Source organism: Cytobacillus massiliigabonensis, from assembly GCF_900199725.1.
Lineage (GTDB): Bacteria > Bacillota > Bacilli > Bacillales > Cytobacillaceae > Cytobacillus > Cytobacillus massiliigabonensis.
In genome coordinates, this window is record NZ_LT904903.1 from 377,448 (window position 1) to 403,888 (window position 26,441).

Annotated in this window: 25 protein-coding genes, 3 tRNA genes and 1 pseudogene; 23 read left to right on the top strand and 6 right to left on the bottom strand. The window is 37.5% G+C overall.

The window, feature by feature from the left end:
• The first annotated feature begins 17 nt into the window (after positions 1-17).
• The 17 genes from C1726_RS07990 to C1726_RS08070 all read left to right on the top strand — a co-directional run bounded on the left by C1726_RS07990 (position 18) and on the right by C1726_RS08070 (position 13,586).
• Positions 18-91 (top strand) — tRNA-Trp (locus tag C1726_RS07990).
• 9 nt (positions 92-100) lie between these two features.
• Positions 101-176, top strand: a tRNA-His gene (locus C1726_RS07995).
• Between the two features lie 6 nt (positions 177-182).
• Positions 183-256: transfer RNA gene (locus tag C1726_RS08000), tRNA-Ile, on the top strand.
• A gap of 267 nt (positions 257-523) precedes the next feature.
• Positions 524-1,123, top strand: a complete 600-nt coding sequence (locus tag C1726_RS08005) for an undecaprenyl-diphosphatase (RefSeq protein WP_102272659.1) — start codon at positions 524-526, stop codon at positions 1,121-1,123.
• A 187-nt stretch (positions 1,124-1,310) separates the two neighbouring features.
• A complete protein-coding gene (locus C1726_RS08010) occupies positions 1,311-1,793 on the top strand; it encodes a MarR family winged helix-turn-helix transcriptional regulator (RefSeq protein ID WP_102272660.1) in 483 nt (160 codons plus the stop codon).
• Between the two features lies 1 nt (position 1,794).
• Positions 1,795-3,519, top strand: a complete 1,725-nt coding sequence (locus C1726_RS08015) for an ABC transporter ATP-binding protein (protein WP_102272661.1) — start codon at positions 1,795-1,797, stop codon at positions 3,517-3,519.
• Positions 3,516-5,375, top strand: a complete 1,860-nt coding sequence (locus tag C1726_RS08020) for an ABC transporter ATP-binding protein (protein ID WP_102272662.1) — start codon at positions 3,516-3,518, stop codon at positions 5,373-5,375. The genes C1726_RS08015 and C1726_RS08020 overlap by 4 nt, the downstream gene beginning before the upstream one ends.
• Before the next feature lie 120 nt (positions 5,376-5,495).
• Complete coding sequence (locus tag C1726_RS08025) at positions 5,496-5,918, top strand: DMT family transporter (protein ID WP_102272663.1); 423 nt, start codon at positions 5,496-5,498, stop codon at positions 5,916-5,918.
• Between the two features lie 13 nt (positions 5,919-5,931).
• Positions 5,932-6,630: a Crp/Fnr family transcriptional regulator gene (locus tag C1726_RS08030; protein ID WP_102272664.1), complete on the top strand. Its 699-nt coding sequence runs from the start codon at positions 5,932-5,934 to the stop codon at positions 6,628-6,630.
• Between the two features lie 18 nt (positions 6,631-6,648).
• A complete protein-coding gene (locus C1726_RS08035) occupies positions 6,649-7,122 on the top strand; it encodes a DMT family transporter (protein ID WP_102272665.1) in 474 nt (157 codons plus the stop codon).
• Positions 7,123-7,468: 346 nt separating this feature from the next.
• On the top strand, positions 7,469-8,092 hold the full coding sequence (locus tag C1726_RS08040) for a hypothetical protein (protein WP_102272666.1): 624 nt from the start codon (positions 7,469-7,471) through the stop codon (positions 8,090-8,092).
• A gap of 52 nt (positions 8,093-8,144) precedes the next feature.
• Positions 8,145-8,846 carry a response regulator transcription factor gene (locus tag C1726_RS08045; protein WP_102272667.1) on the top strand — a complete coding sequence of 234 codons (702 nt, stop codon included), beginning with the start codon at positions 8,145-8,147 and terminating at the stop codon, positions 8,844-8,846.
• Positions 8,843-9,820 (top strand): sensor histidine kinase, encoded by a 978-nt coding sequence (locus C1726_RS08050; RefSeq protein ID WP_102272668.1) that lies wholly within the window; start codon positions 8,843-8,845, stop codon positions 9,818-9,820. The genes C1726_RS08045 and C1726_RS08050 overlap by 4 nt, the downstream gene beginning before the upstream one ends.
• Positions 9,821-9,997: 177 nt before the next feature.
• Positions 9,998-10,768, top strand: coding sequence for an ABC transporter ATP-binding protein (locus tag C1726_RS08055; protein ID WP_102272669.1), 771 nt, complete (start codon positions 9,998-10,000; stop codon positions 10,766-10,768).
• A complete protein-coding gene (locus tag C1726_RS08060; protein ID WP_102272670.1) occupies positions 10,743-12,653 on the top strand; it encodes an FtsX-like permease family protein in 1,911 nt (636 codons plus the stop codon). Before C1726_RS08055 ends, C1726_RS08060 begins: the two co-directional genes overlap by 26 nt.
• Before the next feature lie 190 nt (positions 12,654-12,843).
• Positions 12,844-13,353: a DUF6773 family protein gene (locus C1726_RS08065; protein WP_102272671.1), complete on the top strand. Its 510-nt coding sequence runs from the start codon at positions 12,844-12,846 to the stop codon at positions 13,351-13,353.
• Between the two features lie 26 nt (positions 13,354-13,379).
• Positions 13,380-13,586 (top strand): helix-turn-helix transcriptional regulator, encoded by a 207-nt coding sequence (locus tag C1726_RS08070; protein WP_102272672.1) that lies wholly within the window; start codon positions 13,380-13,382, stop codon positions 13,584-13,586.
• 56 nt (positions 13,587-13,642) lie between these two features.
• Here C1726_RS08070 and helD read toward each other — a convergent pair whose 3' ends face one another.
• The 3 genes and pseudogenes from helD to C1726_RS08080 form a co-directional block, all read right to left on the bottom strand.
• On the bottom strand, positions 13,643-15,907 hold the full coding sequence (gene helD / locus C1726_RS08075; protein WP_102272673.1) for an RNA polymerase recycling motor HelD: 2,265 nt from the start codon (positions 15,905-15,907) through the stop codon (positions 13,643-13,645).
• Positions 15,908-16,127: 220 nt separating this feature from the next.
• A pseudogene (locus C1726_RS26565) lies at positions 16,128-16,250 on the bottom strand (hypothetical protein); the annotation flags it as partial.
• 47 nt (positions 16,251-16,297) lie between these two features.
• Complete coding sequence (locus C1726_RS08080) at positions 16,298-16,888, bottom strand: Uma2 family endonuclease (protein ID WP_102272674.1); 591 nt, start codon at positions 16,886-16,888, stop codon at positions 16,298-16,300.
• Positions 16,889-17,271: 383 nt separating this feature from the next.
• Between C1726_RS08080 and C1726_RS08085 the strand changes: the two genes are divergently transcribed.
• The gene (locus C1726_RS08085; protein WP_102272675.1) at positions 17,272-17,595 is read left to right on the top strand and encodes an ArsR/SmtB family transcription factor; all 324 of its coding nucleotides are present in this window, start codon (positions 17,272-17,274) and stop codon (positions 17,593-17,595) included.
• Here C1726_RS08085 and C1726_RS08090 read toward each other — a convergent pair.
• From C1726_RS08090 to C1726_RS08100, 3 genes are all read right to left on the bottom strand, one after another.
• Complete coding sequence (locus C1726_RS08090) at positions 17,592-18,515, bottom strand: cation diffusion facilitator family transporter (protein WP_102272676.1); 924 nt, start codon at positions 18,513-18,515, stop codon at positions 17,592-17,594. The genes C1726_RS08085 and C1726_RS08090 overlap by 4 nt on opposite strands.
• A gap of 176 nt (positions 18,516-18,691) precedes the next feature.
• On the bottom strand, positions 18,692-18,952 hold the full coding sequence (locus tag C1726_RS08095; protein WP_053477928.1) for a YiaA/YiaB family inner membrane protein: 261 nt from the start codon (positions 18,950-18,952) through the stop codon (positions 18,692-18,694).
• A gap of 184 nt (positions 18,953-19,136) precedes the next feature.
• Positions 19,137-20,987: an LTA synthase family protein gene (locus C1726_RS08100; protein ID WP_235822730.1), complete on the bottom strand. Its 1,851-nt coding sequence runs from the start codon at positions 20,985-20,987 to the stop codon at positions 19,137-19,139.
• 218 nt (positions 20,988-21,205) lie between these two features.
• On the opposite strand from C1726_RS08100, the gene C1726_RS08105 reads away from it, so the two are divergent.
• The 5 genes from C1726_RS08105 to C1726_RS08125 all read left to right on the top strand — a co-directional run bounded on the left by C1726_RS08105 (position 21,206) and on the right by C1726_RS08125 (position 26,129).
• Complete coding sequence (locus C1726_RS08105) at positions 21,206-22,117, top strand: DUF4003 family protein (protein ID WP_102272677.1); 912 nt, start codon at positions 21,206-21,208, stop codon at positions 22,115-22,117.
• Positions 22,118-22,324: 207 nt separating this feature from the next.
• On the top strand, positions 22,325-23,497 hold the full coding sequence (locus C1726_RS08110; RefSeq protein ID WP_407642014.1) for a carboxylate--amine ligase: 1,173 nt from the start codon (positions 22,325-22,327) through the stop codon (positions 23,495-23,497).
• Between the two features lie 30 nt (positions 23,498-23,527).
• On the top strand, positions 23,528-25,033 hold the full coding sequence (locus tag C1726_RS08115) for a Mur ligase family protein (protein WP_102272679.1): 1,506 nt from the start codon (positions 23,528-23,530) through the stop codon (positions 25,031-25,033).
• Between the two features lie 39 nt (positions 25,034-25,072).
• Positions 25,073-25,789, top strand: coding sequence for a cysteate racemase (gene cuyB / locus C1726_RS08120; RefSeq protein ID WP_102272680.1), 717 nt, complete (start codon positions 25,073-25,075; stop codon positions 25,787-25,789).
• A gap of 28 nt (positions 25,790-25,817) precedes the next feature.
• Positions 25,818-26,129 (top strand): hypothetical protein, encoded by a 312-nt coding sequence (locus C1726_RS08125; RefSeq protein ID WP_102272681.1) that lies wholly within the window; start codon positions 25,818-25,820, stop codon positions 26,127-26,129.
• Positions 26,130-26,441: the final 312 nt, after the last annotated feature.

Here is a 26,441-nt window from a genome sequence, read left to right on the forward strand (position 1 = left end):
CCCCCTCCACCATTTATAGGGGTATAGTTTAAAGGTAGAACTAAGGTCTCCAAAACCTTCAGTGTGGGTTCGATTCCTACTACCCCTGCCATTAATTATGGCGGTTGTGGCGAAGTGGTTAACGCATCGGATTGTGGTTCCGACATTCGTGGGTTCGATTCCCATCAGCCGCCCCATAATGCGGGCCTATAGCTCAGCTGGTTAGAGCGCACGCCTGATAAGCGTGAGGTCGATGGTTCGAGTCCATTTAGGCCCATCATTTATGAATAGATAGTTTTGCCTAGTTCTTTTAGGCATTGCCGATAAAAAATGGATAACTAACCATGTCATTGAGATATAGTTAGTTATCCGTTTTTTAATTGTTTTACTTTATCTATGCTATATTTAATACTTTCAATTAATCTATTGGTTTAAACGCTTACCTTACAAAAGTGTAAGCTAATGTAAGGTAAACAAATTTTCCATTTACAGCGCATGGGACATAATTGTAGTATAAGAAAGGAAGTAGGGGGGAAACCAGCTAATGTCATTTACAGAAACGAACATAAATATATTCAGAATGATTAACGACTTAGGGAAAGAATACACATTCTTAAATCCTCCATTTGTTTTCATTGCTGAATATACAGTTTACCTTTTAGCGCTGGCTACCATCATTTATTGGTTTACTCGTGAGTATAAGAATAGAATGATGGTTATAAGTGCGATGATTACTTTTATATTTGCTGAAATCATAGGAAAACTAGCAGGAACATTCCATTCAAACTATCAGCCTTTTGCTGAACTGGCAAACGTGAATAAATTAATAGAAAAGACCGTCGGGAACTCATTTCCAAGTGACCATACCATACTGTTCTTTTCGTTTTGTATGACCTTTTGGCTTTTTAAAAAGGGGTATGGCTTTTTATGGATGATAGCCGCTATCTTAGTAGGAATATCAAGAATGTGGGTAGGCGTGCACTATCCTGCTGATGTTGCTGCAGGAGCATTAATAAGCATTATCACAGCAATTATTGTTTACTATGTTGTCCCTAAGATAAGCTTCATTCAGAAATTATTGAAGCTATATGAAAAAGGAGAAGGATATATATTGCCTTCAAAATCTAAATCTAAGAATTTCTAAAAATCAGAAACATAAAATGACCAGCTAATAAACAGTTAGCTGGTCATTTTATGTTTCTGACACTGGAAATTAATCTTTGGAATTTGCTTTCGCTTGACGGTAAAAATAAAAAGGTGTAAATTTAAATACTCCTATATTGAACTGTTCATTAATGAACTATCATACAGTGGTGAAAGGGGTATGTTTAATGGAACATGAAAATCAAAAGTTAGTACGCTCAACACAATTATTGCGTTCATTTTGGAGTGTGCAGAAAAATATTGTGCGCTTCGTTCAAAAAATTGCCGTTGAAAATGGGCTATCTATCCCGCAATATACGATACTGATGACACTAACTCTACATAAAGAAATGAAAATGACACAAAAAAAAGTTGGAGAACAAACTTTTCTTCCTAAAAGCACGCTTAGCCATGCTGTAGATGGTCTTGTTCAGGAGGGGTTTCTAAGCCGTCAGCAAGTGGAAGGGAACCGACGGGAGATGGAGCTGATGATTACGGACAATGGGAAGGCATTTTTAAAAAGGATGCACCTTCAAGATGGAGGAATTCATCAGCTATTTCAATCAGCTATGGAGCAGTTAACAGACAAACAGTATGAAGAACTGATTGAATCACATTTGCTTCTATCAGCCTATTTAGAATCTCAAGTAAAAGATCAAGGAGGGAAATGAATTGATAAAATTACTGAAGCATTTATCCGTTTATAAGTGGATTATTTTAGCGGTTTTAAGCCTCGTCTTTATACAATCAATGGCTGAACTTTTTCTGCCTACACTGATGGCAGATATCGTAGATAAAGGAGTTGTTTTAGGGGATACCCCTTATATTTGGAAGATTGGCGGTTTGATGCTTGCTGTTTCAGCAGTAGGTGCTTTCGCTTCTGTTATTGCCAGCTATTATTCATCTAATGCTGCAATGGGGCTCGGGCGTGATATTCGGCGAAAGGTTTTTAATCATGTGGAGAAATTTTCACTGCAGGAATTTGATGAGGTTGGTACGGCATCACTCATTACACGAACAACAAATGATATTACGCAAATTCAGCAAGTAGTCATTATGATGCTTCGTATGGTTGTAAGCGCACCGATTATGTTAGTCGGGGGAATCATAATGGCTGTTTCAAAGGATGCAGAATTATCTATTATCATTGTTATCACAATGCCTGTGTTGATTGGTTCAATCCTTTTTATATTTAAAAAAGGTATGCCGCTTTTTCAAACTGTTCAAAAACGGCTGGATCGTTTAAATCTTGTTTTACGTGAAAATTTGACAGGGATTCGAGTGATACGGGCGTTTAATCGTGAACCACAGGAGAAAATGCGCCTGAAGAAAGCGAATAAAGAACTGACAGATGTCTCAATTAAAGTGAATAAAGTAATGGCATTTATGATGCCAGTAATGATGCTTGTTATGAATCTGACAGTTGTTGCAATTATCTGGTTTGGCGGGATTCGCATTGACAATGGAGCCATGCAAATAGGGGATTTAATGGCGTTTATTCAATATGTTATGCAGATTATGTTCGCACTTGTTATGGCTTCTATGATGTTTGTTATGGTTCCCCGTGCAGCAGTATCAGCAAAACGGATCAATGAAGTTCTTGAAATGAAACCGGCATTTCTTGATAATGGGAAATTGAATGCGGATCAAGAACAAGGGATGCTTGAATTTGAACATGTGACTTTCAGTTATCCTGGCGCTGAAGAACCTGCATTGACAGACATTAGTTTTACAGCTAAACGAGGCGAAGTAACAGCAATCATAGGGGGTACAGGCTCAGGGAAATCAACGCTCGTCAATTTGATTCCTCGTTTTTATGAAGTAACTAGCGGCTCTATTCGTGTGAATGGGGTTGATATTAGAGAGGCTCCACAAAGTGAAGTGCGATCAAAAATTGGATTTGTACCGCAAAAAGCGATGCTTTTTACAGGAACAATTGCTGAAAACATTCGCTTTGGAAAACCAAATGCTTCACAAGATGAGATTGAACATGCTGCTCGAATTGCACAAGCAGAGGAATTTATACAGCAAATGAAAGATGGTTACGAGTCAGAAATTGAACAAGGGGGTTCTAACCTATCTGGAGGACAGAAACAAAGATTGTCAATTGCTAGAGCGCTTGTTCGAAAACCAGATTTATATATATTCGATGATAGTTTTTCTGCTCTTGATTTTAAGACAGATGCAAGGCTTCGTCATGCACTAAAAGATGAAACTGAGGATGCAACAGTGCTGCTTGTCGCCCAGCGGATCAGTACAGTCGTTGATGCTGACCGTATCATTGTATTAGATAATGGATGTATTGCTGGTATCGGAACACATGAGGAACTGCTTGAGACAAATGACGTTTATCGTGAAATTGCCTTTTCACAGCTTTCAGAGGAGGAGATCGCATGAGCAAGAAGAAAAAACCTCAAAATAGCCAACAGATGGGGCAAGGCCCAGGCGGCGGAAGCATGATAATGATGGGGCAAAAAGCAAAAAATTTTAAGGGGACATTGAGACGTCTTTTGGCCTATTTAAAGCCTCGAAGGTACCAATTGGCGGCTGTTTTTGCTGCGGCCGTCTTAAGTACAGTCTTCATGATAGTTGGCCCAAAAATTATGGGAACAGCGATAACGGAACTATTTGAAGGTGCATATGGGAAGTTTCAGGGGGTTCCTGGAGCTGAAATCAACTTCATGAAAATTGGAAAAATCATACTTTTACTAGCCGGACTATATGTTTTTAGCAGTTTGTTTAGTTATTTGCAGCAATATATCATGTCTAGTGTTGCTCAAAAAACGGTTTATGATCTTAGGGAGGATGTAAATGAAAAACTTGGGAGATTGCCTCTTAAATATTTTGATGGCCGTTCGAACGGAGAAACGCTAAGCCGCGTGACAAATGATATTGATACAATTGGCAGTACACTTCAGCAAAGCTTGACACAGTTCATTACCTCCATTGTTACGATTGTCGGGATTATTATTATGATGCTTTCAATCAGTCCAATCCTGACGTTAATTGCAATTATTAGTTTGCCAGTTTCCATGTTTGCCATCGGACCAATCCTAAAAAGGTCACAAAAGCATTTTGCAGACCAGCAGCGGACACTTGGTCAATTAAATGGACATATAGAAGAAATGTATACAGGTCATCAAGTGGTAAAAGCATTTGGACATGAAGAAAAGGCTTTAAAGCAATTCGATGCTGTTAATGAGGAACTGTATGATGCAGGAAGGAAAGCACAGTTCATATCGGGAATTATTATGCCAATCATGTTTTTTATTGGGAATATAAGCTATGTAATCATTAGTGTTGTCGGCGGAATATTGGTGACACAAAGAGCCATTACTATTGGGGATATACAGGCGTTTATTACGTATTCCAAGCAATTTACACAGCCGATTACACAAACAGCCAATATTGCAAATATTATACAAGCAACTGTTGCTGCTGCTGAGCGTGTCTTTGAACTTCTTGATGAAGAAGAAGAAAAGAAAGAAGTAACGTCAGAAACGCTAATGCGTGCAAAGGGGGCTGTTAGTTTTGAGCATGTGGATTTTGGGTATGGAGAAGAACTGTTAATTAAAGATATGAATATCGATGTATCACTTGGTCAGACGGTTGCCATCGTTGGACCAACTGGTGCTGGAAAAACAACGATGATTAATCTCCTCATGCGATTTTATGAATTAAATGGCGGAAAGATAAAGATTGATGGGCAGGATACGAGGAATATGTCACGAAGGGATCTTAGAAAAAGCTTTGGAATGGTGCTTCAAGATACTTGGCTCTTTAATGGGACGATTAAAGATAATCTGGGATATGGAAAGGATGGAGCAACAGATGAGGAGATCTTTGCAGCTGCACGGGCAGCACATGCTGATCACTTCATTCGTACGCTGCCAGATGGATATGAGACGGTATTAAATGAAGAAGCATCTAATATTTCGCAAGGTCAAAAACAGCTTTTGACGATTGCACGAGCGATTCTCGCAGATCCGCCAATTATGATACTGGATGAGGCTACCTCAAGTGTGGATACAAGAACGGAGGTCTTTATTCAGCAGGCGATGAATCGGTTATTAGAAGGACGTACGAGTTTTGTTATTGCCCATCGTCTTTCAACAATTAAAGATGCCGATTTAATTCTTGTCATGAACGAGGGTAAAGTGATTGAGCAAGGAACACATATAGAACTTCTTGAAGGTAATGGGTTCTATGCCGATCTTTACAACAGTCAATTCTCTGAAAAAGCTGCAGGATAAGCAGAAAGAGGCTCATTTCTACATTGAAATTGAGCCTCTTTTATTATACTAAGGGACATTTGTCCTTTTTTATATTTTCCTTCTGTATTTTAATAGAAAGAAATGTTAGGAGGAGAAAGCGTGAGAGGCGTCTTATTTGCCATTATTGCTGGAATATTTATTTCTCTGCAAGGTGTATTTAATTCAAGAGTAAGTGAGGAGCTTAGCCCATGGCACACAACCACGATGGTCCATCTTGTTGGGTTTATTTTTTCTGCCATTATCTATTTATTTGTTCGGGATGGGAGTAAGGGATTTAAGGAGGTTCCTTTAATATATGTGTTTGGAGGAATGTTTGGAGTTGTGATTGTTATTGGAGAAATGACAGCGATTAATCTACTTGGCATGTCTTTGGCGATTGCTATACTGTTAATCTCACAGCTGTTATGTGCCTTTATGGTGGATGCAAAGGGGCTTTTCGGTATGAACAAAATTCAAGTTACGGTTCAACAAGTAATCGGAATGGTTATGATGATAGCAGGAGTGACCATATTTAAATTGTAAAAAGGAGAAAATTGTGAAGGAAATAATAAATAAAAATCAGTTAATAGAATGTCTGGAGCAGTTTGAGCTGAATTCAATATTTTCAGAAGAAGTGAAAAGTAAAATGTCTCTCTATCACTTTCAAGAAGGAGAAATCTTATGTTTGAAGGGAGAAGAAATTCAGCATATGTATTTCCTTGTGAAGGGCAAGGTGAAAATTTTCACAACATCTCCAGAAGGTAAAACGTTGATTGTACGTTTCAAAACACCATTAGCTGTAATTGGGGATGTAGAATATGTAAAAAAAACAGAGGTATTCAATACGGTTGAAGCTGTTAGTGAAGGGCTAGTTATTGGTGTTCATTTTGCTGAATTAAGAGGGATGGCAACGAATCAAATTGATTTCCTGAAATTTTTACTAGCTATTGTCACAGAAAAATTCTATACGGAATCACATGCAACAAGTTTAAACATCCTTTATCCAGTTGAAATACGCCTAGCAAGCTACTTAATGTCTCTGTCAATAGAAAGAGAAGGATCTCTTTTTTACAGTGAAATGCAAACATCAAAACTAATGGATATCGCAGATCTTATTGGTACAAGCTATCGTCATTTAAACCGAGTCATTCACAAACTAAGCAAGGAAGGAATTATTCAACGAAAAAAAGGTTCGTTGTATATAAAGGATATACAGCGACTGAAGAAACTGGCTGATGGAAATATTTACGAATAAGGCAGGAGGCAGAGAAACTTGAAAGGAATTTTGTTCGCTATAATGGCTGGTGTATTCATTAGCCTGCAAACGGTCTTTAATACAAGAGTAAGTGAAAAGGTTGGTATGTGGGCGACAACTACTTCAGTCTTGGGGTTAGGTTTATTTACATCTTTCCCAATTTTTATCATCATGGACGACATACATCTGTTTTCTGTTGGAAATGTAAACAAGATCTATTTATTAGGTGGATTCCTAGGGGTAGGGGTTGTATATTGTATAATGCAGGCGATTCGTATGCTCGGATCAGCTTATGCAATTTCCATTGTTCTAGTAGCCCAGCTTTCTATTGCTGTGCTCATTGATACATTTGGTTGGTTCGGATTTGAAACTATTCCATTTACAATAAATAAATTGGTCGGACTTACTTTAATGATTGCAGGTATCAGTGTATTTAAACTGAAGAAAGTAACTAAGCAGCAAAAACATACCTCGAGAGCCTTTTCAGAATAAAACCCATTCAAGAAAGCTGTCCATAAAGTGACTTGAGGGGATTAATCTGCTATTTAAACAAGTATTTACTAATTGTAAAAAGAAAATCAAAAAGCTTAGGAAACTTAAGGGAATTTTAGGAATTTTCTTAGGTTTTTTTATTTATTCTTTTTTATACTGAAAATAATCAAAAGTGAAACTTTAATGCCATTTTAAGCGTTTTTATTAATAATAAGACTCTGGTCCTAGATGAAGATAGAGCTCGCGATTGTTCTCTAAATAAGGGATTTATAGGAATATAGAATTAAGAATAGATACTAAAAAAAAATATATGAGAGCTTAGCAGCTGCTGCAAGGGGGAATTGAAATGGAAGTGTATATCATTCTTACAGATACAGGGACAGTATTCACTAAAATGATTAGAAGGTTTACGAAATACCCATTAAATCATGCTTCCATTTCCTTTACAAAAGAATTAGACACAACATATAGCTTTGGCAGAAAACGTGCAAACAACCCATTTATCGGAGGTTTTGTAAAGGAAGATATGAACGGGAAATTGTTCAGGAAAGCAAAATGTGCAGTTTACAAATGTTCTGTTTCAGATTCTGAATATAAACGGATGCTTAATGGAGTTAGAAAAATTGAAGTTGAAAAGCAAGCGTATAAATATAATTTTATTGGTCTTTTTGGTGTTCTTTTAAATAAAAAGATTAATAGAAAAAAGGCTTTCTTTTGTTCGGAATTTGTAGCAACCATTTTAAATTCCGGCGGGATTGTTATTAGCAGTAAACACCCAAGCCTTGTAAAACCGAATGATTTGGCAAACTGTGAGAAATTCAGTCTAATATACGAGGGACAGCTGTTCTCCTACCTTTCACCTCAGAGCACCTATATGAATAAGGTTTCTAATGAAAGAGAGGTTACAGCTTCATTCCTAGAAAAAGCGAAATATATTGTTGGTTACAAATTCATTGGAGGTAGCTTTTAGGCTATCTTCTATTTTTTTGATACAATTTTAAAAGGAGAAAAGGGGAGAAGAGATGTTTAAAATATTTATCATTGAAGATGACAAGCAGCTTATTAGCTTATTAGAAGAGCATCTATATAAATTTGGCTATGATGTAAAGATTGTTGAAAACTTTGATGCTGTTCGATCGCAATTTGAACAATATGAGCCACACCTCGTTTTGCTGGATGTAAATTTGCCTAAATATGATGGCTATTATTGGTGCCGTCAAATCAGAAATCTATCTACTTGCCCAATTCTTTTTATTTCTGCACGTGATAGTAAAATGGATCAAGTAATGGCACTGGAAAATGGAGGGGATGACTATATCACGAAACCGTTTGACTTTGAGATTGTTATAGCTAAAATTAATAGCCATCTTAGACGGGCATATGGTTCATATGCCGCCTCACAAAATGGCCGAACAATTACAGTGGGCGGGTTAAAGCTTGATGTAGAGCGAATGATGCTCACATTCAATGATGAAAGCATTGAACTGAGTCATACAGAGGCAAAAATTCTCGATGAATTAATGAAGAAATCAGAACGTGTTGTCAGCAGGGATCGATTACTAGAAAAAATTTGGGATGATCAAGCATTTGTTGACGATAATACATTAAACGTGTATATCACACGTGTTCGAAAAAAGTTAGACGCTTTACGTATAAGTAATGCACTTCAAACCATACGCGGACAAGGGTATCGTCTCATCTCAAACTGGGGGCATGATGAATGAAGCTATTTTTCCGGGAACAAATGCCTCTCCTTCTAATTTATTTTTTGCAATTATTCCTAATCTTACTTGTTTATTGGCTCGATGGTTATCGCAATATGGCAGTGAGTGTGTATGCCGCCGTACTAAGCATCTGTCTTCTTACAGGGTATCTAATTTATCGCTATATACGCAATAAAGGATTTTATCAGCAGTTAGAAAAACCGCTGGCTTCGATAGAAGATTTAGCAAATGAATCGCAAGGAGCCGGATCTCCACTTACTGAAGGTTTACAGCAGCTATTGAAAAATCAATATAGTCAGTATAAAAAGGACTTACAAAAATACAAATATAGGCTGGAGGATCATATTCAGTTTATTAATCAATGGGTTCATCAGATGAAGACACCGATTTCTGTTATTCATTTAATGATCCAGGAAGAGGATGACCAAAGATTTAATGCAATTGGTGATGAGGTTGATCGCCTAAAGAAGGGCTTGGAGCTGGTTTTATATAGTGCGCGGCTCGAAACATTTGAACGGGATTTCTATGTTGAAACCCTCCGTTTAGAATCAATTGTACGTTCGGTAACCTCTAGTCAAAAGCGCTTATTTATCCGCAAGCGTATTTTTCCGTCCATTCAAATAGATGTTCATTCAACAATTGTTTCCGATGAAAAATGGCTGTCATTTGTGTTTACACAATTGATTACGAATGCGATCCGCTATACGGTGGAGGAGAATAAAAAGGTTTTTTTTAGAGGGTACAACCGAGGCAAAAATAGTATATTGGAAATACAAGATGAAGGTGTTGGAATTCCTAGCAGTGATATTCCCCGTGTTTTTGATCCGTATTTTACAGGGGAAAATGGGCGGAATTTTCAAGAATCAACCGGGATGGGGCTGTACTTGGCAAAACAAATCTGTGAAAAGCTCGGCCACAAAATCGAAATTGAATCAAAAGTTACTCATGGGACTACTGTACGCATCATCTTCTAGTGTCTTTTCGCGATGCCCAGCACCGCGTGAAGACGCTTTTTTCATTTTTGCAGGCTTGTGGATAGATAATAATGAGTTACCTTACAAATCTGTAAGCTAACTGTAAGTTTGCAACGTAGCACGAGCTATAGTTTAAAAGCTACAATGGTTCTACAAATGAATCAGGGAGTGAACGGGATGTCTGTACTAGACGTAAAACATATAGAAAAAATTTATGAAGGAAAGGTAGCCCATAAAGCACTGAATAATATAAATTTCACCATTGAAAAAGGGGAGTTTGTCGGGATCATGGGTCCGTCTGGGAGCGGGAAAACAACCCTTTTAAATTTGATTGCAACGATTGACCGCCCAACATCGGGAGAGATTTTTATCAGTGGGAAAAATCCGCACTTGCTTAATCGAAAAGAAACAGCTTTATTCAGAAGACATGAGCTTGGTTTTGTCTTCCAGCATTTTAACCTGCTTGATACATTAACGGTAGAGGAAAATATTGTTCTTCCCCTTACACTTGATGGAGTAAGTGTTCGTGAGATGGAAGCTAGACTACAGCAAGTTGCAAAAAAACTAGGGATTGATCAAATTTTGAAAAAGCGGACATACGAAATCTCTGGCGGGCAAATGCAGCGAACAGCTATAGCGAGATCGATTATTCATAAACCTTCTCTCATTTTAGCTGATGAACCAACAGGAAATTTGGATTCAAAGGCATCAAAGGATGTTATGGAAACGATGACAGCGTTAAATGAGAAAGATGGGGCGACTGTTTTAATGGTTACTCATGATGCAGTTGCTGCGAGTTTTTGTCATCGAGTCATCTTTATTAAAGATGGAAAACTATATAATGAAATATACCGCGGGGATAACCGTCAGGCTTTCTTCCAAAAAATTATTGATATGCTCGCATTGTTAGGAGGGGATAGCCATGACCTTTCCACAGTTCGTCTTTAGAAACGTTATCCGTAATAAGCGGACATATGCGGCGTATTTTTTAAGCAGCGCCTTTTCCGTACTCATTTTCTTTGTCTACGCACTTTTTATCTTTCATCCTGATATTAAAAATGGGGTGACTGCTTCGCTTGCTGTACAGCTTATGGCGGCAGCAGAAGTGATCATGTATGTTTTCTCTTTTTTATTTGTTTTATATTCTGTCAGCACATTTCTCAAATCACGAAAGCGTGAATTTGGGATATTAATGATGCATGGGATGACAAGAAATCAATTAAATCGCTTGGTGTTTTTTGAAAATATGCTTATTGGGATTGCAGCTATTCTAACAGGGATAGGTGTTGGAGTAATCACGGGGAAGCTATTCTTAATGATTGGTTCGAGGATGATTGGAATAGAACCTCTGCCATTCATATTATCAACAAAGGTATTAATAATAACAATAAGCGCTTTTTTAGTTTTATTCTTCTGCATTTCCTTATTTACAGCGGTTCTTGTCCGAGTGAATAAATTGATTGATTTATTTCAGGCAGGAGAAAAGCCGAAAAAGGAGCCGAAAACATCGGTTTTTCTTTCACTGGTTTCAGCTGTACTGCTGCTGGTCAGCTATTATTTAGCTGCAACAGCAACGATGTATTCATTATTGTTTCGTATGCTGCCTGTTATTGGCATGACAATAATCGGAACCTACTTTTTCTATACCCAGCTATCGGTTTTTATTATGAAATTAATGCAGAAAAATCGATTGCTGTTCTGGAAAAAGACAAATTTGATTACAATTTCTAGTCTAGCCTATCGCTTGAAGGATAATGCGAGGATGTTTTTTATGGTTACCATTGTTTCGACAGTAGCATTTTGTGCAGTTGGTACACTTGCTTCAATGAATGTGCTGAATGAGCAAATTGACGCGGAGTACCCTGCGGAAATCAGTTATATTGCAATGGATGAGGAGCCGCTTCATCAAAGGAATTTAGAAGAAATAGAGTCAGAGTTAAAAGAGAAACAACTGAGCTATCATAGGAATCAAGTACCGATCAAAATAATTGAAATAGCATCTTCATCTTCAGAAGCTCCATATCCACCTGAAGAACTGGCTATTATTTCTTTCTCGAATTATAAAAAAATGGCAGAGGCAGCAGGATATGATTTTACTGAAAAGCCTTTAGCAGAGCAAGATACACTGGAAATGAAGACATCATCCCTTGAAAGTTCCGATTTTTTATCTTTTATATTAAAACAGGAAGATATAAAACTTGAGCCTAAAAAGTCTACAGAGTATGTTGTATTGCCTTGGCAGCTTGTTGTTGATAAAGGGCTTGTCGTAAGCGATGAATTATATGAAGAACTTGCACCAATAAATACAGAATTATTTACTGGATTCTATATAAAGGATATTGAAAAAACGCTGGGTATTGCAGAAAACGTAGTGGAAGAAGGGGTTGCCTTTCCTTCTGATGATCGTTCCTATTCGATGACAGTCAGCGGTACTATATTAAATAAACAAATGAGCATGTTTAAGATGATGTTATTTGTTGCCTTATTAATCGGCGCAGTCTTCTTTATCACCGCAGGGAGTTTTCTTTATTTCCGTCTCTATGCAGATTTAGATTATGACCGCCGCCAATATTTAACCATCAAGAAAATAGGCTTAACCGACCAGGAATTGAATAAGATTGTAACTCGACAGCTAGCTTTATTATTCTTTGTTCCTATCTTTGTTGCCTTTATTCATAGCGGATTTGCCTTTATGGCTTTGCAGAGCTATTTTACATTATCAATTGCAAAAGAGATAGTAATTGTTCTGGCCAGCTTTCTTGCTGCACAGATCGTTTATTTTTTCTTTATCCGCTATAACTATTTGCGTAATTTAAAGAAATCGTTAATTTAAATTGAATCACTTCAGGCTAAGTTGAAGATACGCAGTAAGAGTCTATTTTGTTTTTTAAGCAAAATAGACTCTTTTTATTTCGGATAGATTATGCAATGTATATAAATTAAAATGTAATATATATATTGCATTTTGTAAGCGATAATATATAATGGGATATATAGGAAGTATTTTGAAGGAGTGAACGAGAATGAAATGGCTTTGGAAAAGACAGAAAATAGCTGACGAACGAATGATTAATATGCAAAACGAAATCTATAAAGAAATTTACACGATTGTGATGGTTCTTTGTTTAATTTCGGTTGCTATTAAGTATTATATGTATGGGATAGATATTAAGTTAGTGACAACAGAGTTAATTATTTTATTTGTGTCTGGTATTTATTATATTGTTCGAGCAGCAAGCAAAGGAATCTTCTCGGATGAAGTAGAGCTTCATGATCGAAACAGCAAAGTCCCAATGAGTTCAAAAAATGTGTATATCGGCTTGGGATTAGGTGTTATTATAGGTTTGTTTTTTGGAATTCGGAGTGCCTTACTATATGGAAATGGTTTTTTGAATAGCCTATTCTATTTCGTTATTGTATTTTTTGCCTCACTTATGATATACCTACCGCTCTTTCTTGTTTTATTTGCTGGCAGCTTTTCTGTTGCTGCGAAGGCAAGTAAAAAAGCATCTGAACAGGATTTAGACGAATGAAAGTCTAAAAAAGGCGGGGGAAAGAAATGAAAAACATAAAATTAAAGGTAGCACGAGTCGCAAAGGATTTATCACAGGATGATTTAGCTAAGATTGTAGGGGTTTCGAGACAAACAATCGGGCTCATTGAGCAAGGGAAGTATAATCCAAGCCTGAATTTATGCGTAGAAATTTGTAAAGCATTATCAAAAACATTGGATGATTTATTTTGGGAAGAGGATAAAGAAGAATAGGAAAAGCGCCTGCCACTAAAAATATAGAGTGGCAGGCACTTTTGCCTAAGGGAAAACTAAATTATGAAGTCTTCCCTTTGTTCACCATAAAAGAACAAGCGATGCAAAGGTCTTGTCATTGCTACATAAAGCAGTTTAATATCCAGCTCCGAATCCCTTGAAAATGTCTCTTCGATACAAACGATCATAACTGCATCAAATTCCAAGCCTTTTGCTAAAAAGGATGGAACAATCACCATTTCATCTTTTGGGATTTTTTCTTGTTCCTCAAGTAATTTAACAGGCTCCTGGGAATGTTCTTTGAAAAGGCTATAAAGGTATCGGCAGTCTTTCATTGTTTTCCCAATGACTGCAATCGTTTTATAATTTTCCTTTTTTAAACGGGCCACTTGTTTTTCAATTTGGCTGACAAGTTCTTTTCCGTTTTTTCTTTTAATAAACTTTGGGCTCTCTCCGTGCCTGACTACTGGTTCTACTTCAGGAAAAGAGTAGGGGAGCAGCCGCAGAAGCTCGTTTGCTTTTTCCATAATTTCAACAGTTGTACGGTAGCTTTTTTGCAGTTCTGTGTATGTTGCGCGCGGGAAAATATGATTCACCACCTCTTCCCATGATGTCAATCCCCGATAGGAATGTATCCCCTGTGCCAGATCGCCAACAAGTGTAAACATATCTGTATCAAGTGCTTTTTTCAGGGAAAGCAGCTCTATAAAGCTATAGTCCTGTGCTTCATCAATGACGATATTTTTCGCTTTCAGTTCCTTTGGTATTCCGAAGAGATGTACCTGTAAATAAAGCAATAGTGCCAAGTCTTCTCTTTCGAACAGTTTTTTTGCAAATAGCCGTTTATTATAATTGCAGAGATTCTGTGCTTCTTGTTCAGTGAGCTGGCCTTCTGCCCATTTGCAAAGCAGCTTCGGATCATTGAACAGAGAATAATAGTATTGAATCAATGTCTTTTTTGGAAACTGCTTCATATAAGTAGAAACCGCACTTCTAATCGCCTTTTTTATTTCTGTAAGCCTTAAAGCCTTCTTGTCGAGAGCCTCTGATACATATTTTCTTCTTTTGTCTGGATCTTTTCCTCGGTAGATCGCCCGTTCAATTCGGTCATCGTAATACATTTCGATTTTTTCTATCATATTTTTCTTTTTCTTAGCGAGATCATTCTGTAGAACTGCTTTCAGCTTCTCTAATCTTCTATACAAAGGAAGGTAATTATAATCATCCTTAAAAAGCTGAATGAATTTTTTATAGCTGAACAGCCGAAATTTATCGACTGTAAAATCCCTTGAAGGATAAAAGGATTCATAAATACTAGTAATATAGTTAGTTAATATTCGATGAAAAACAGGGGAGCCTTTTATGGAGGATGCCCATGCGGCGATTTCCGTTTCACTGCGATTTGAGTTTTCCAAAAGACGAACAAGCTTGTCATCATCTTGAATATTCAGCTTTTGGGCAATGCATGCCTGGATATAGTCCTGTAAAGTCGTTTGCTTGACTTTCTCAACGCCTAATTCCGGCAGTGCCTCTGATATGTAATCAATGAACAGGCGGCTTGGTGCTAAGATCATCAGCTGTTCAGGTGCAAAGTTTTCTTTATATTGATAAATGAAGTAACTTATTCGATGCAGGGCAATCGTTGTTTTCCCGCTTCCAGCAGCTCCCTGTACAATAATTGGCCGATTTAGATCAGCCCGAATAATTTTATTCTGCTCCTCCTGTATCGTGGAGATAATTTCTGTCAAGCGGTTGCTTGAGCTTTTTGACAGAGATTCCTGCAAAAGCTCATCGGTTGTTGTTAAGTCAATGTCACGAATTTCATCAAGCTTTCCATCATCAATCATAAGCTGTCGCTTTAATGATAAATAGCCATTAAAGCTTTCTTCATAGGATTCGTAATGAACTTCACCAAGCCGTCCTTCATAATACAGATTGGCAATCGGCGAACGCCAATCCACAATAATTTGTTCTTGATTTTCCCTTGAGTATAAGGAAGTTTTTCCAATGTATAGACTTTCTTTCTCTTCCAAGCCTTCACGTAAGAGATCAAGTCTTGCAAAATAAGGCTTCCTTCTCGCAACCTTCAAGTTTTTCAATTCTTCACGGGACATGTCAAAAAATCGTGCATTTGTTAAAAGGGATAAGTAGCTCATGCTGGATTCGAGCGCATCCGTATCTTGAAAAGCTTCTTTCATATTTTCGAGAAACTGGTCTTTGCTCGTTTCAGCCGTTTTAATAACGACATCAATATACTTTTTTGTAAATTCTAGACGTTGAATTTCGTGCTGAAAATCGGGGTGCTGTTGTTGAGATGACATTTGAATCTCCTTTCCATTTACAAATTCAGCCGCAATGGAGAAATACAAAGGAGCGTGAGTGACAAGGAGTTTATATTATCAGAAAAATCAACTGGATGCAATTAAATGGAAGGAAAAGTGAAATTTTTTCTAAAAGAAAGTAAGTGCAAGTTGCTTTGTGTAATAAAAAGCCTATATCGATTAGAATTTTCGATACAGGTTTGTATTTATATGTTCCTAATTAAAAATTTGAAATCGTAGGCTCTGCAATATCCTTTCTTCGATAGACACTAAGAATAAGTCCTAATATAGCGGAGTAGAATAGCAGCTTACTTCCTCCATAGTTAATAAATGGAAGTGAGACGCTTGATTACTTTGCAAAATAAGTGTTCTTTGATAAAGGATCAATTTTTAATCTGAAAGAGGTGGAATCTTGTCCATAATTGCAGCCATGGTAAAAGAAACACAAGGGATGTTGGGGGAGGTAACTAATTCGTTATTTTGGAAGATATCGATCAGTTCATACCGATTTTCATGCAACACATATTGTTCAAGGAAACCTGCCTCAGGGTCAACAATCCAAAATTCAGGGATGCCAAAATGTGCATACGATTTTATTTTGTCAATCTTATCACGCTTTAGCGTTGATGGGGAAAGAATCTCTATAACAAGATCTGGAGCTCCTTCAATCCCACGTTTACTTATAATTTCTATCCGCTTTCGGTGAATAAGTACAAGGTCTGGTTGTCGTACTTCGGTTTGCGACAATATAACGTCAACAGGGGCGTATAAAATTAAATAGTCTGATTCACAACTCAGAGCAATGGCCTTTTGCATCTCGAAGCTCACAATCTGATGTGTAACCAAGGGCGCTGGACTCATCAATTCTAGTTGACCGCCAGCTAATTCATAACGATTCCCATCATCAATTGCAGCATAGTCGTCGTATGTAAGAACATCTTCTTTTACTTTATCCGCATTTTTCTTACTTCCTTCACCCATCTGTATCCCTCCGTCCTTCAACCTTTATTTGCCTTATTATAGCATACTAATTGTCAGAATTATCCCGGTAAAATGACACATTCCATTATTCAACTTGAATAATTTGGTTCCATTCACCAGAGCAAACAATATTAAGGTTTCGATGATTAAGAATGAATTTACCATTAGTCAATTTACTAAAGAAAGCAATGAGAATAGCACGGTGAAAAATGGAATATCCGCTCTCTATTTGCGAATTCCCTAAAACCTTCAATTAATTGAAGGAACCGATGTGTATCTGGAGTATTTGGAGAAGTAGATACACAAAAAAGAAGAAAAGTCATCGGTTTTAACAAGCCAATGATTTTTCTTCTATTCATGTATTGCTATAATAAGGGTGGAGGATGATTCATTTGGAAAAAGATCAGCATCATTTAAAAGAACTTGATGAAGAAACACTTTTCATTGTTTCACAAACCTTTAAGGCATTGTCAGATCCAACAAGGATTCGCATTTTGCATTTATTATTTGATGGCGAGCATTCCGTGAACGATATCGCAGAAAGACTGTCGTTGCTGCAGTCAACTGTCTCCCATCAGCTTCGGTTTCTAAAAAACCTGCGGTTAGTTAAATTTAGAAGAGAAGGAACTTCCTTATTCTATTCATGTGATGACGAGCATGTAATGGATATTTTAAGACAAACGATCGAGCATGCGAATCATCATTAATTACAGTTTCCGTGATGATTCGGGCAGCCATGCTCTTTTTTTTCAATTTGAATTGTACTATGTTCAATTTCAAAATCGTCATGTAGAATCGATTGTGCACGGTGGAGGATGGTATCGTGAACACCTTCCCCTTCAATAACCATGTGGCAGCTTAGCATCGCCATACCTGAAGTAATTGACCAAATATGCATATCATGTACTTCTGCTACAGCAGGGATTTTCAATAGCGATGCTTTTACCTTTTCCATCTCAAGATTTGCTGGTGTGCCTTCCATTAAAATGTGTAAAGACTCTTTCGTGACTCTCCATCCGCTTATCAAGATGAGGATTGCAACAATTACACTTGCGATTGGATCAGCAATTCCCCAGCCAAAGAAAATCATAAGCAAAGCAGCAATGATCGCGCCTACTGAGCCAAGCATATCGCCAATTACGTGAAGAAATGCACTGCGGACATTTAGGTTTTCCTCTTTATCTCCTCGCATTAAAATCCATGCCGCAATAATATTTACAAGTAAGCCAATGCTAGAGATAATCAGCATTCCTCCACTTAGCACTTCAGGCGGATTCCAGAAACGCTGGTATGCTTCATAGAAAATATAAACAGAGATAACAATAAGTGTCAGCCCATTTAGAGCAGCTGCAATAATTTCAAACCGTTTATACCCATATGTTTTTGATGCGGAAGCTTTTCTTTCCCCTAGTTTAATGGCGAATAGACTTAAGCCTAATGCGGCAGCATCGCTAAGCATATGTCCTGCATCTGAAAGGAGGGCAAGGCTGTTCGTTAATAGACCTCCAACAACTTCGACAATCATGAAAGATGCAATGAGCAGAAAGGATAAAAATAAAGCTTTTTTATTTCCGGTATGTCCGTGTGAGTGATTATGACCATGTGAATGTCCGTGGTGATGTCCCATAAAGGATACCTCCTAAATTATTATATGAATATATGCTCATATATATTATGATATAAATCGGTGAATAGTTCAACAATTAATTATTTATAAATGAAATTAAGTTCTTAGTGTTTACGGTTATTAAAAAAATATAAAGAAAAAAGGAAGACACCTGAATTTGTGTCTTCCTTACATCATTAATCAATTTTATTAAGGTTTTGTTTTCTTTCTTGCTCTGCAATGATTTCATTGTCTTCCGCGTTATCTCTTGTAACTTTTTGTGTAAGAATCGCTCCAACTGCAACAAGAATCATAACAGCAATGTAATAGCCTTTTTCGTTTAGCTGAAGATTATCGGCATTGTATAGACCGATGGAAAATAGAAACACGCCTGCGAAAAACGTAAAATAGGCTAGTACGGTGAATGCAGTGGTATTTCTTCTTCGATATCGTTGCATACGATTGACCTCCTAATGACTCTGGTAATCTATTTGTTTTATAAAGCTTAGTTTGTTAAAAAGATAAAGTTCATGTTTATGAAGGAAACTGTAATGATTATACCATATTTTTACTTGTTTGGAAGTGGGTATTCTGTCATAAAAAATTTAATGCAGCCCCAATTTGGAGGCTGCATTTGGTATATTATTTCTTTTCTTGCTCTTTTCGAATATAGTCAGAGTACTGCATAATTTGCAACGTATTATCAATATTTTTCTGCATATTCTTTGTATTTTTTGTTTTCTTCATTGTTTCCCGATTATACAATAGCGCAGGAAGTTTAGCGCTTGGTGCTGTGTACAATGTGTTATTGCTGATAAATGAGCCGCCTGGCATGTAATAGCGCATACCGAGCAGGTTTTTTTGGTATTGAAAAAGATTATGTCCTATCATTTGCGAATCATGCTCAATCCCCAGCAGGTTTAATAATGTAGGCATTAAGTCAATTTGACCTCCAAGCTGAGAGTGTGTTTCCCCATTGAAGATTCCAGGTGCGTTAAAAATAACAGGCACAACAAACCGGTCATGTAAATTGTAGTCATGCCCAAGCATTTCTTTTAACAGTCCGTAATCCTTCTCTGTAACGGGGGCACCGTGCAATCCAGAGTGATCCCCATAAATGAGAATAACTGATTGATCATATATGCCAAGTTCCTTCAATGCATGTATAAACTTCCCGATTTGTTCATCTGTATATCGAACGGATTGGAGGTAGTTCCCTACATATGTTCCTTTATATGAATCTGGCAAGTTAAGATATTCGTATTCATCTGGCATTTCAAAAGGAGTATGGCTTGTTAATGTAATAATATTGGAGTACATGAGCGAATGTTCTTCCATTTGCTCAGGAAGCTGCTTTTCTACATAGCTAAACAACACTTCGTCAGCTGGTCCAAATCCAATTTCCTTCTTGTTCGGAATTTCCTCACTTGTATACACATAGTCAAATCCAAGTGCAGGGTATAACTTATCCCGGCTCCAATATGTAATATCATCGGCATGATATGTAGCTGTTCCATATCCATTTCGTTCTAATGTACGTATTAGGGACGGGATATCATTGCCCTCAATCACGTTCACTGTCGGATCCATGCCTTCTGGGTAAAGGGAAGTGTGCATAAGCCATTCAGCATCTGACGTATTACCAGCGCCAATTTGCTGATAAACATGATCAAAATAGGCACTGTTCTTTAAGAGCTTATTTAAATTCGGTGTAATTTCTTGCCCGTTAATCGATTTGTTTATAACAAATTCCTGCAAGGATTCTACTTGAATCGTAAACACATGGCGATTCTTTGCAAGGCCGAATGTTTCATGTTCAGAAGGAGGAACATAATCATTTCCCTTTAATTCCTCTAATTCTTCATCAGATAGATGGTCATTCTTTGCAAGAGCAGTGCCAATTCCGCGTTCATATAACTGAACAAATTGAGATTGAATATAGCCATGCTTCTTGGCAAAGTAAGAAACATCCACTAGTGGATAAAAAAATGCGATTACGGTTGTAACTAATCCTACGCAGCTGAAAGCAATGGTCCATTTTTTAACTGATGAAAAGGAAATCGGCTCAGTTATTTTAGTAAAATACCAAATTAGCGGCAGTATTAGCACAACATCTAAGAAAAATAGGAAGTCATATGGGCTGCCAAGCAGGGCAACTGTTCCTCCTACAGAATTGGATTGATATATTTGTTTGACATCATAGTAGGAAGGAACGGTTGAAAAATATCTTGTGTAATACATAATAACGATAAAAAGTGCAGACAAGCATAGATTAAAAAGCCAGATAGAAAGCCATCTACGCTTTTTGAAAATAAAAAGAATACCAGATAACATGAGTGCCCACATAGGAAACTCAATGAGAACAATATGAACAATTGATTTATTATCAAAAATAACGATTTGAAATGCCGTAATTTTAATCAGCAATACAAACATAATGAGTGTAAAAGGATTGGAAATATGTTTTTTAAAATTCATATTCCACTTTTGCATACAAAAGCACCTCTAACTAAAGAATTCGATTTCCTTACCTTGCAAACAAAAGTATACCTGTAAGTATGTCTATTTGCTATGCAATTTATAAATGTCTGAGAAAAAATGGATTACAACCATTATGACGAAATTGTGCAGGAGAAAGATTCATAATATGGGAACTTTTTTTCTATTATTTCGTAAATACAAATAATATAGTGGGATCGGAGTGATGAACATTGGAGAAAAGATTACTTGAAGAGAATATAGAGGTTCTGCGTCGGGCAGCTGGTAATTGGATGGATCGACGTCTTGTGCTTATGACAGCTGCTCAATTCGCTGCAAAAGGGAAAAAAATTGATGGACATACTTTTGTTAAAGTTTCTGATCTAGTGAAAAGCAGTACATCAATGTTTTCACCGCTAAGAGGAATATACTTTCCTTTGACTGGTCTGATTATGGCGAAGGATAGCCATCCAGAAGCAGAAATTAGCCGCTTGCATCATAATTATAAAACATTAAGAATGGCAAATATGCGTTCATCTGCCTTCACATATATTGCTGCATTTTTATTACATGATGACATGGATGCAAGCCGTATCAGTGCGATATATGAAGAAATGAAAAAGCATCACCGTTTTCTAACTTCTTATGATGATTATCCGGCAGCGGTGATTATAGCCAAAAGAGAAGGAAGAGTCAATGAACTAATTGAGATTTCCGAACGTTATTATCGCGGGCTAAATGAAAAAGGTCTATGGAAGGGAAACAACCTACAATTCTTAGCTAATATGCTTGTGATGTGCGGAGATTTTCAACACGAATTAGTGAGAGATGTTATCCATACAAAAGAAGAGTTTATTCGGCGCGGTTTAAAGGTAAAGGAAATTCATTATCCTGCTCTTGGCGTCATTGCTCTTACGGGAAATATAAAGGAAGCAGCAAGCCTTGCTGTTAAGCTGGCAGAAATGAAGGAATTTAAATGGTATAAGGAGATGGCTATTACAGTAGCAGCAACCTTTGTATCGCAGGATTATATTGACGCATCTGCTGGATTGACGGCAGCGATTCATGCAATGATTCAGGCACAGCAGGCATCCGCTGCAGCTGTCACTGCATCGGCTGTTGCAGCTGCATCTTCAGGAAGCTAGGGCACATCCATAATGGGTGTGCTCTTTTTTGAATTGACCGAAAATGTAGTTAATTTTCTAACAAGTGAAGATTGCTTTTTAATCCATAAAATACCTGTGCAATTTGTCCGAAATTCCTTATTATCTCTTGCATGGTTACGTATTTCTATGTCAATATCAATATATTGATGAATGTCGTTATAATAGATATTCGAGGAGATGAATAAGTTGAATAAAGCTGTTATTTTAGGGTGTAATTATTATATAGGTTTGAGTACCATCCGATGTTTGGGTGTAAATGGAATACATACAGTTGCAGTGGATTATGCTGGAGCTGATACATATGGAGCAGAATCGAAATATTGTTCGGAGCGTTTAATTGCGCCTCACTATAAAAAAGAAACAAAAGCTTTCGTGCAATTTTTAATGGATTATGCGAGCAAACAAAATGAAAAGCCAGTTCTTATCCCTTGTCATGATTCATATGTAGAAGTAATAGATGAGTATTTAGATGAACTTAAAGAAAGCTATCTAATTCCTCAAACGAGGAAAGGCTTGTATTCACAAGTCATGAATAAGGAAGCTCTTCATGCACTGGCAATGGAAAAGGGAATGCTTGTGCCAGAAACGGTCCGGGTGAATGAAGAAAACTTTTTTGAAAAAATCGATACGATCATTAAATATCCTTGCATTGTGAAGCCGACCGATTCCCCTACCTTTGTAGCGACTTTCAGGAGAAAGATTTTTAAGGTTCATAATAAAACGGAACTAGAAGAGGCTTTAGCAAAAGCAGAAAAGGCTGGCTTAGAAGTAATTGTTCAGCGGATTATTCCTGGATTTGATGATCATATGTACACATTTGATGCGTATCTAAACCAAGATTCTAAGGTAACCCATTGGGTAACCTGCCAAAAGCATCGCCAATATCCAATTAATTTTGGTGCTTCTGTTTACACAGAGCAAAAATATGTGCCAGAGCTTTATGAAATCGGAGCAAAGTTTTTAGAGGAAATTGGGTATAAGGGGTTTGCGGAAATTGAGTTTAAGAAGGATGCGGAAACAGGGAAGTATTATTTAATCGAGATAAATGCAAGAATTACCAACCTTAACAATCTATTGTATAAGGTTGGTGTTAATTTCCCTTATATTACCTACCGTGAGTTAACCGGTTCTCCACTTCCGCCAAAAGCGGTGAAAGAAGATAAAAATCGTGTATTTTGGTACGCTTATGAGGATATGTTAGCGATAAAGGGTTATATTCGAACGGGCCAACTGACAAGAGGCGAAGTGTTTAAATCGCTATTCAAGAAAAAGGCATATGCAATCTGGGATTGGCAAGATCCGAAGCCTGGAATGATCTTTTTCAAGAAGACAGCCGGAAAGATGCTCAAAAGAAAATAAACGATAGATGCAGAAAAGAGGTAGTAAACGATGCAGTTAGAGGAACTTCTACGTTCGATAAAGGTTGAGCGTGTTTATAATGACAAAGATATGAGGATTAACGGTGTTTCTTACCATTCACAAAAGGTTTCTAATGGACATCTTTTTGTTTGCGTTCGCGGATATAAAACGGATGGACACAAATACCTTGCTCAGGCAGTAGCCAATGGAGCAGTCGCTGCGGTCGTTGAAGAAGTGCAGGAAGCATTTGATATCCCGCAATTTGTTGTGAAGAACAGCAGAATTGCTCTCGCTCAATTAGGGGATGCCTTCTATGATCATCCTTCGAAAAAAATGAAGATGATTGGCGTTACTGCGACAAATGGGAAAACAACTACATCTTATATGATCAATGCCATACTTGAAAATGAAGGCCTTAAAACAGGATTAATCGGAACGGTTTCAATCAAAATTGATGATATGTCAATCCCTGCGGAGCTAACAACACCAGAATCATTGGATTTACAAAACTACTTAAATCAAATGGTTGATAAAAATGTTTCGCATGTTTGTATGGAGGTATCGTCAGCTGCATTAGAGACTCATCGAGTGGAGACAGTTGATTATGATATTGTGAGTTTAAACAATGTCAGCCGTGAGCATATTGATTCACACGGTTCATTTGAACAATATTTCGAAGCGAAATCCAGTCTCATTCGAAATGCCAGTGAAAGAAGCATTGCTGTTTTAAACCTGGATGACCCTTATTCAGCATCACTTGTCAATCAAACTAAAGCTAAGGTGATTACATTTGGCGTAAATAGCAAAGAAGGGCATATCCATTGTAAAAATTTAGATTTAACAACAGGAAGAGCTAAATTTACAGTAGAAATTTTGAAGGCATTTAAAGCAAATGGTGCTGAATACATCCCTGGGGAATTTGATATCGAGCTATCTGTTCCAGGTCTTCATTCTGTGTACAATTCAATGGTTGCGATTACGGTAGCGCTGCTTTCCGGTGTAGCTGTGTCAACGCTCCAGCATACATTGAAAAACTTTGCTGGTGTAGAAAGACGATTTGAATTTATTTATGAAGAAGATATAAAGATTATTGATGATCATTTTGCAAATACTGGGAATATCAATGTCACTTTGCAAACATTAAAGTATATGGATTACAAAAAGCTTCATATAGTATATGCCATTCGAGGGGAACGCGGACCAACAGTTAACCAAGAAAATGCGGAAGCGATTGTTGAATGGGCAGCGAAGCTTGGTTTGAATGAAATCATTGCGACGAAGAGTGTCTCGCATGTGACTGCTAAAGATAAGGTGACAGATGAGGAACAGCGTGTCTTTGAAGAGGTTATGGCTGATGCGCGTATCCGCGTTGATTTGTATGATGAATTGCCAGATGCGATTGCCCGTGCCTTGAATAAGGCGGAAGAAGGGGATTTAGTTCTTCTTGCTGGATGTCAAGGAATGGACCATGGGGCTGAGATTGCTTTGCAATTGCTACGGGAAAAAAATGAACTTCGTATTGAAATACTTGAATAGAGTGTAGAAATAAAAATTGTTAATTGAGAAGGTTGAATAATGGGAAAGAAGAGCTTAGGTGTGATCGGCGGAATGGGTCCGATGGCAACATCTGTTTTTTTTGAAAAGGTCATTGAAAATACAGTTGCAGGTGCTGATCAAGATCATATTAATATGATTATTCTTAATCATGCTACATTGCCTGACCGAACAAGTGTGATTTTGAATAAAGAGGAAGATACTTTTTTACATGCGGTTGAAGCGGATCTTAAGCTGCTTGAGAGTGCTGGGGTAGCAAATATTGCGATTCCGTGTAATACTTCACATTATTTCTATGATAAGATGCAGGAAATGACCGGGGTCAACATTATTCATATGATTGATGAGACATGTAAAGCGATTCATCAAACATATGGAGATCAAAGCAAGGTAGGTATCTTGGCAACGAATGGCACAGTGAGCAGCGGTATCTATGAAAAAGGCTGCAACGCTTACAATATGCAGTTGTATAAGCCGAACAAGGTCTATCAAGACCAAATTATGAATACAATTTATAATGTAAAAAGCGATTTGGACATCGATGTGAATGTAATTGAAAATATTATAAAGGATCTAGTTCATAATGAAGGCTGCAGCTGTGTGATCCTCGCCTGCACGGAGCTTTCATGCTTGAAATTAAGTGATGAAGTGATTCCGTACTGTGTGGATGCAATGGATATACTAGTTGAGAGATCAATCGAGTATTCCGGCGGGGCTGTGAAAAAAGCAAAAAGCTGATTGAGGTATTTTGAGGGAGGGGTATCTTTTGAAACTGAATGAAGTGGAAAAATTCGAGGAGTTTTTGTCAGAGTCATTTGGCGATGGTGTACACATTAGAGAATTACGCTTATCTAATGAAGAAACAGAATATATTAAAAAGACCTACCCTAAAGCTGTTTTTAATAAAAGCTTCCAAAAGGAAACTTCAGACGGGAAAAACTGGTACAAGGTAACTCTCTTACCCCCAGCCAAGAAAGACAATCAGGATGAAATCGCAGCAATTAAACAAGAAAACTTAAAGCTAAAACAGGAAATAGAAATACTTAAACGAACGATGAAGATTGAAAAGAGTAAGTAATTAGGAGCCAAGCCGCCCGAAGTGTTGGGGCGGCTTGGCTTTTTTAAGGTGAATGATCAAAGTGGCAAAGAAATGTGCCCGCCTATAGAGAAAAAGGATAAGCGTGGGAACGAAAAGCAAGTAAATGTGCCCGCAAACAGAGAAAAAGGATAAGCATGGGAACGAAAAGCAAGGAAACATGCCCGTCAACAGAGAAAAAGGACAAGCGCGGGAACGAAAAGCAAGTAAATGTGCCCGCCAACAGAGAAAAAGGACAAGCGCGGGAACGAAAAGCAAGGAAACATGCCCGTCAACAGAGAAAAAGGGCAAGCG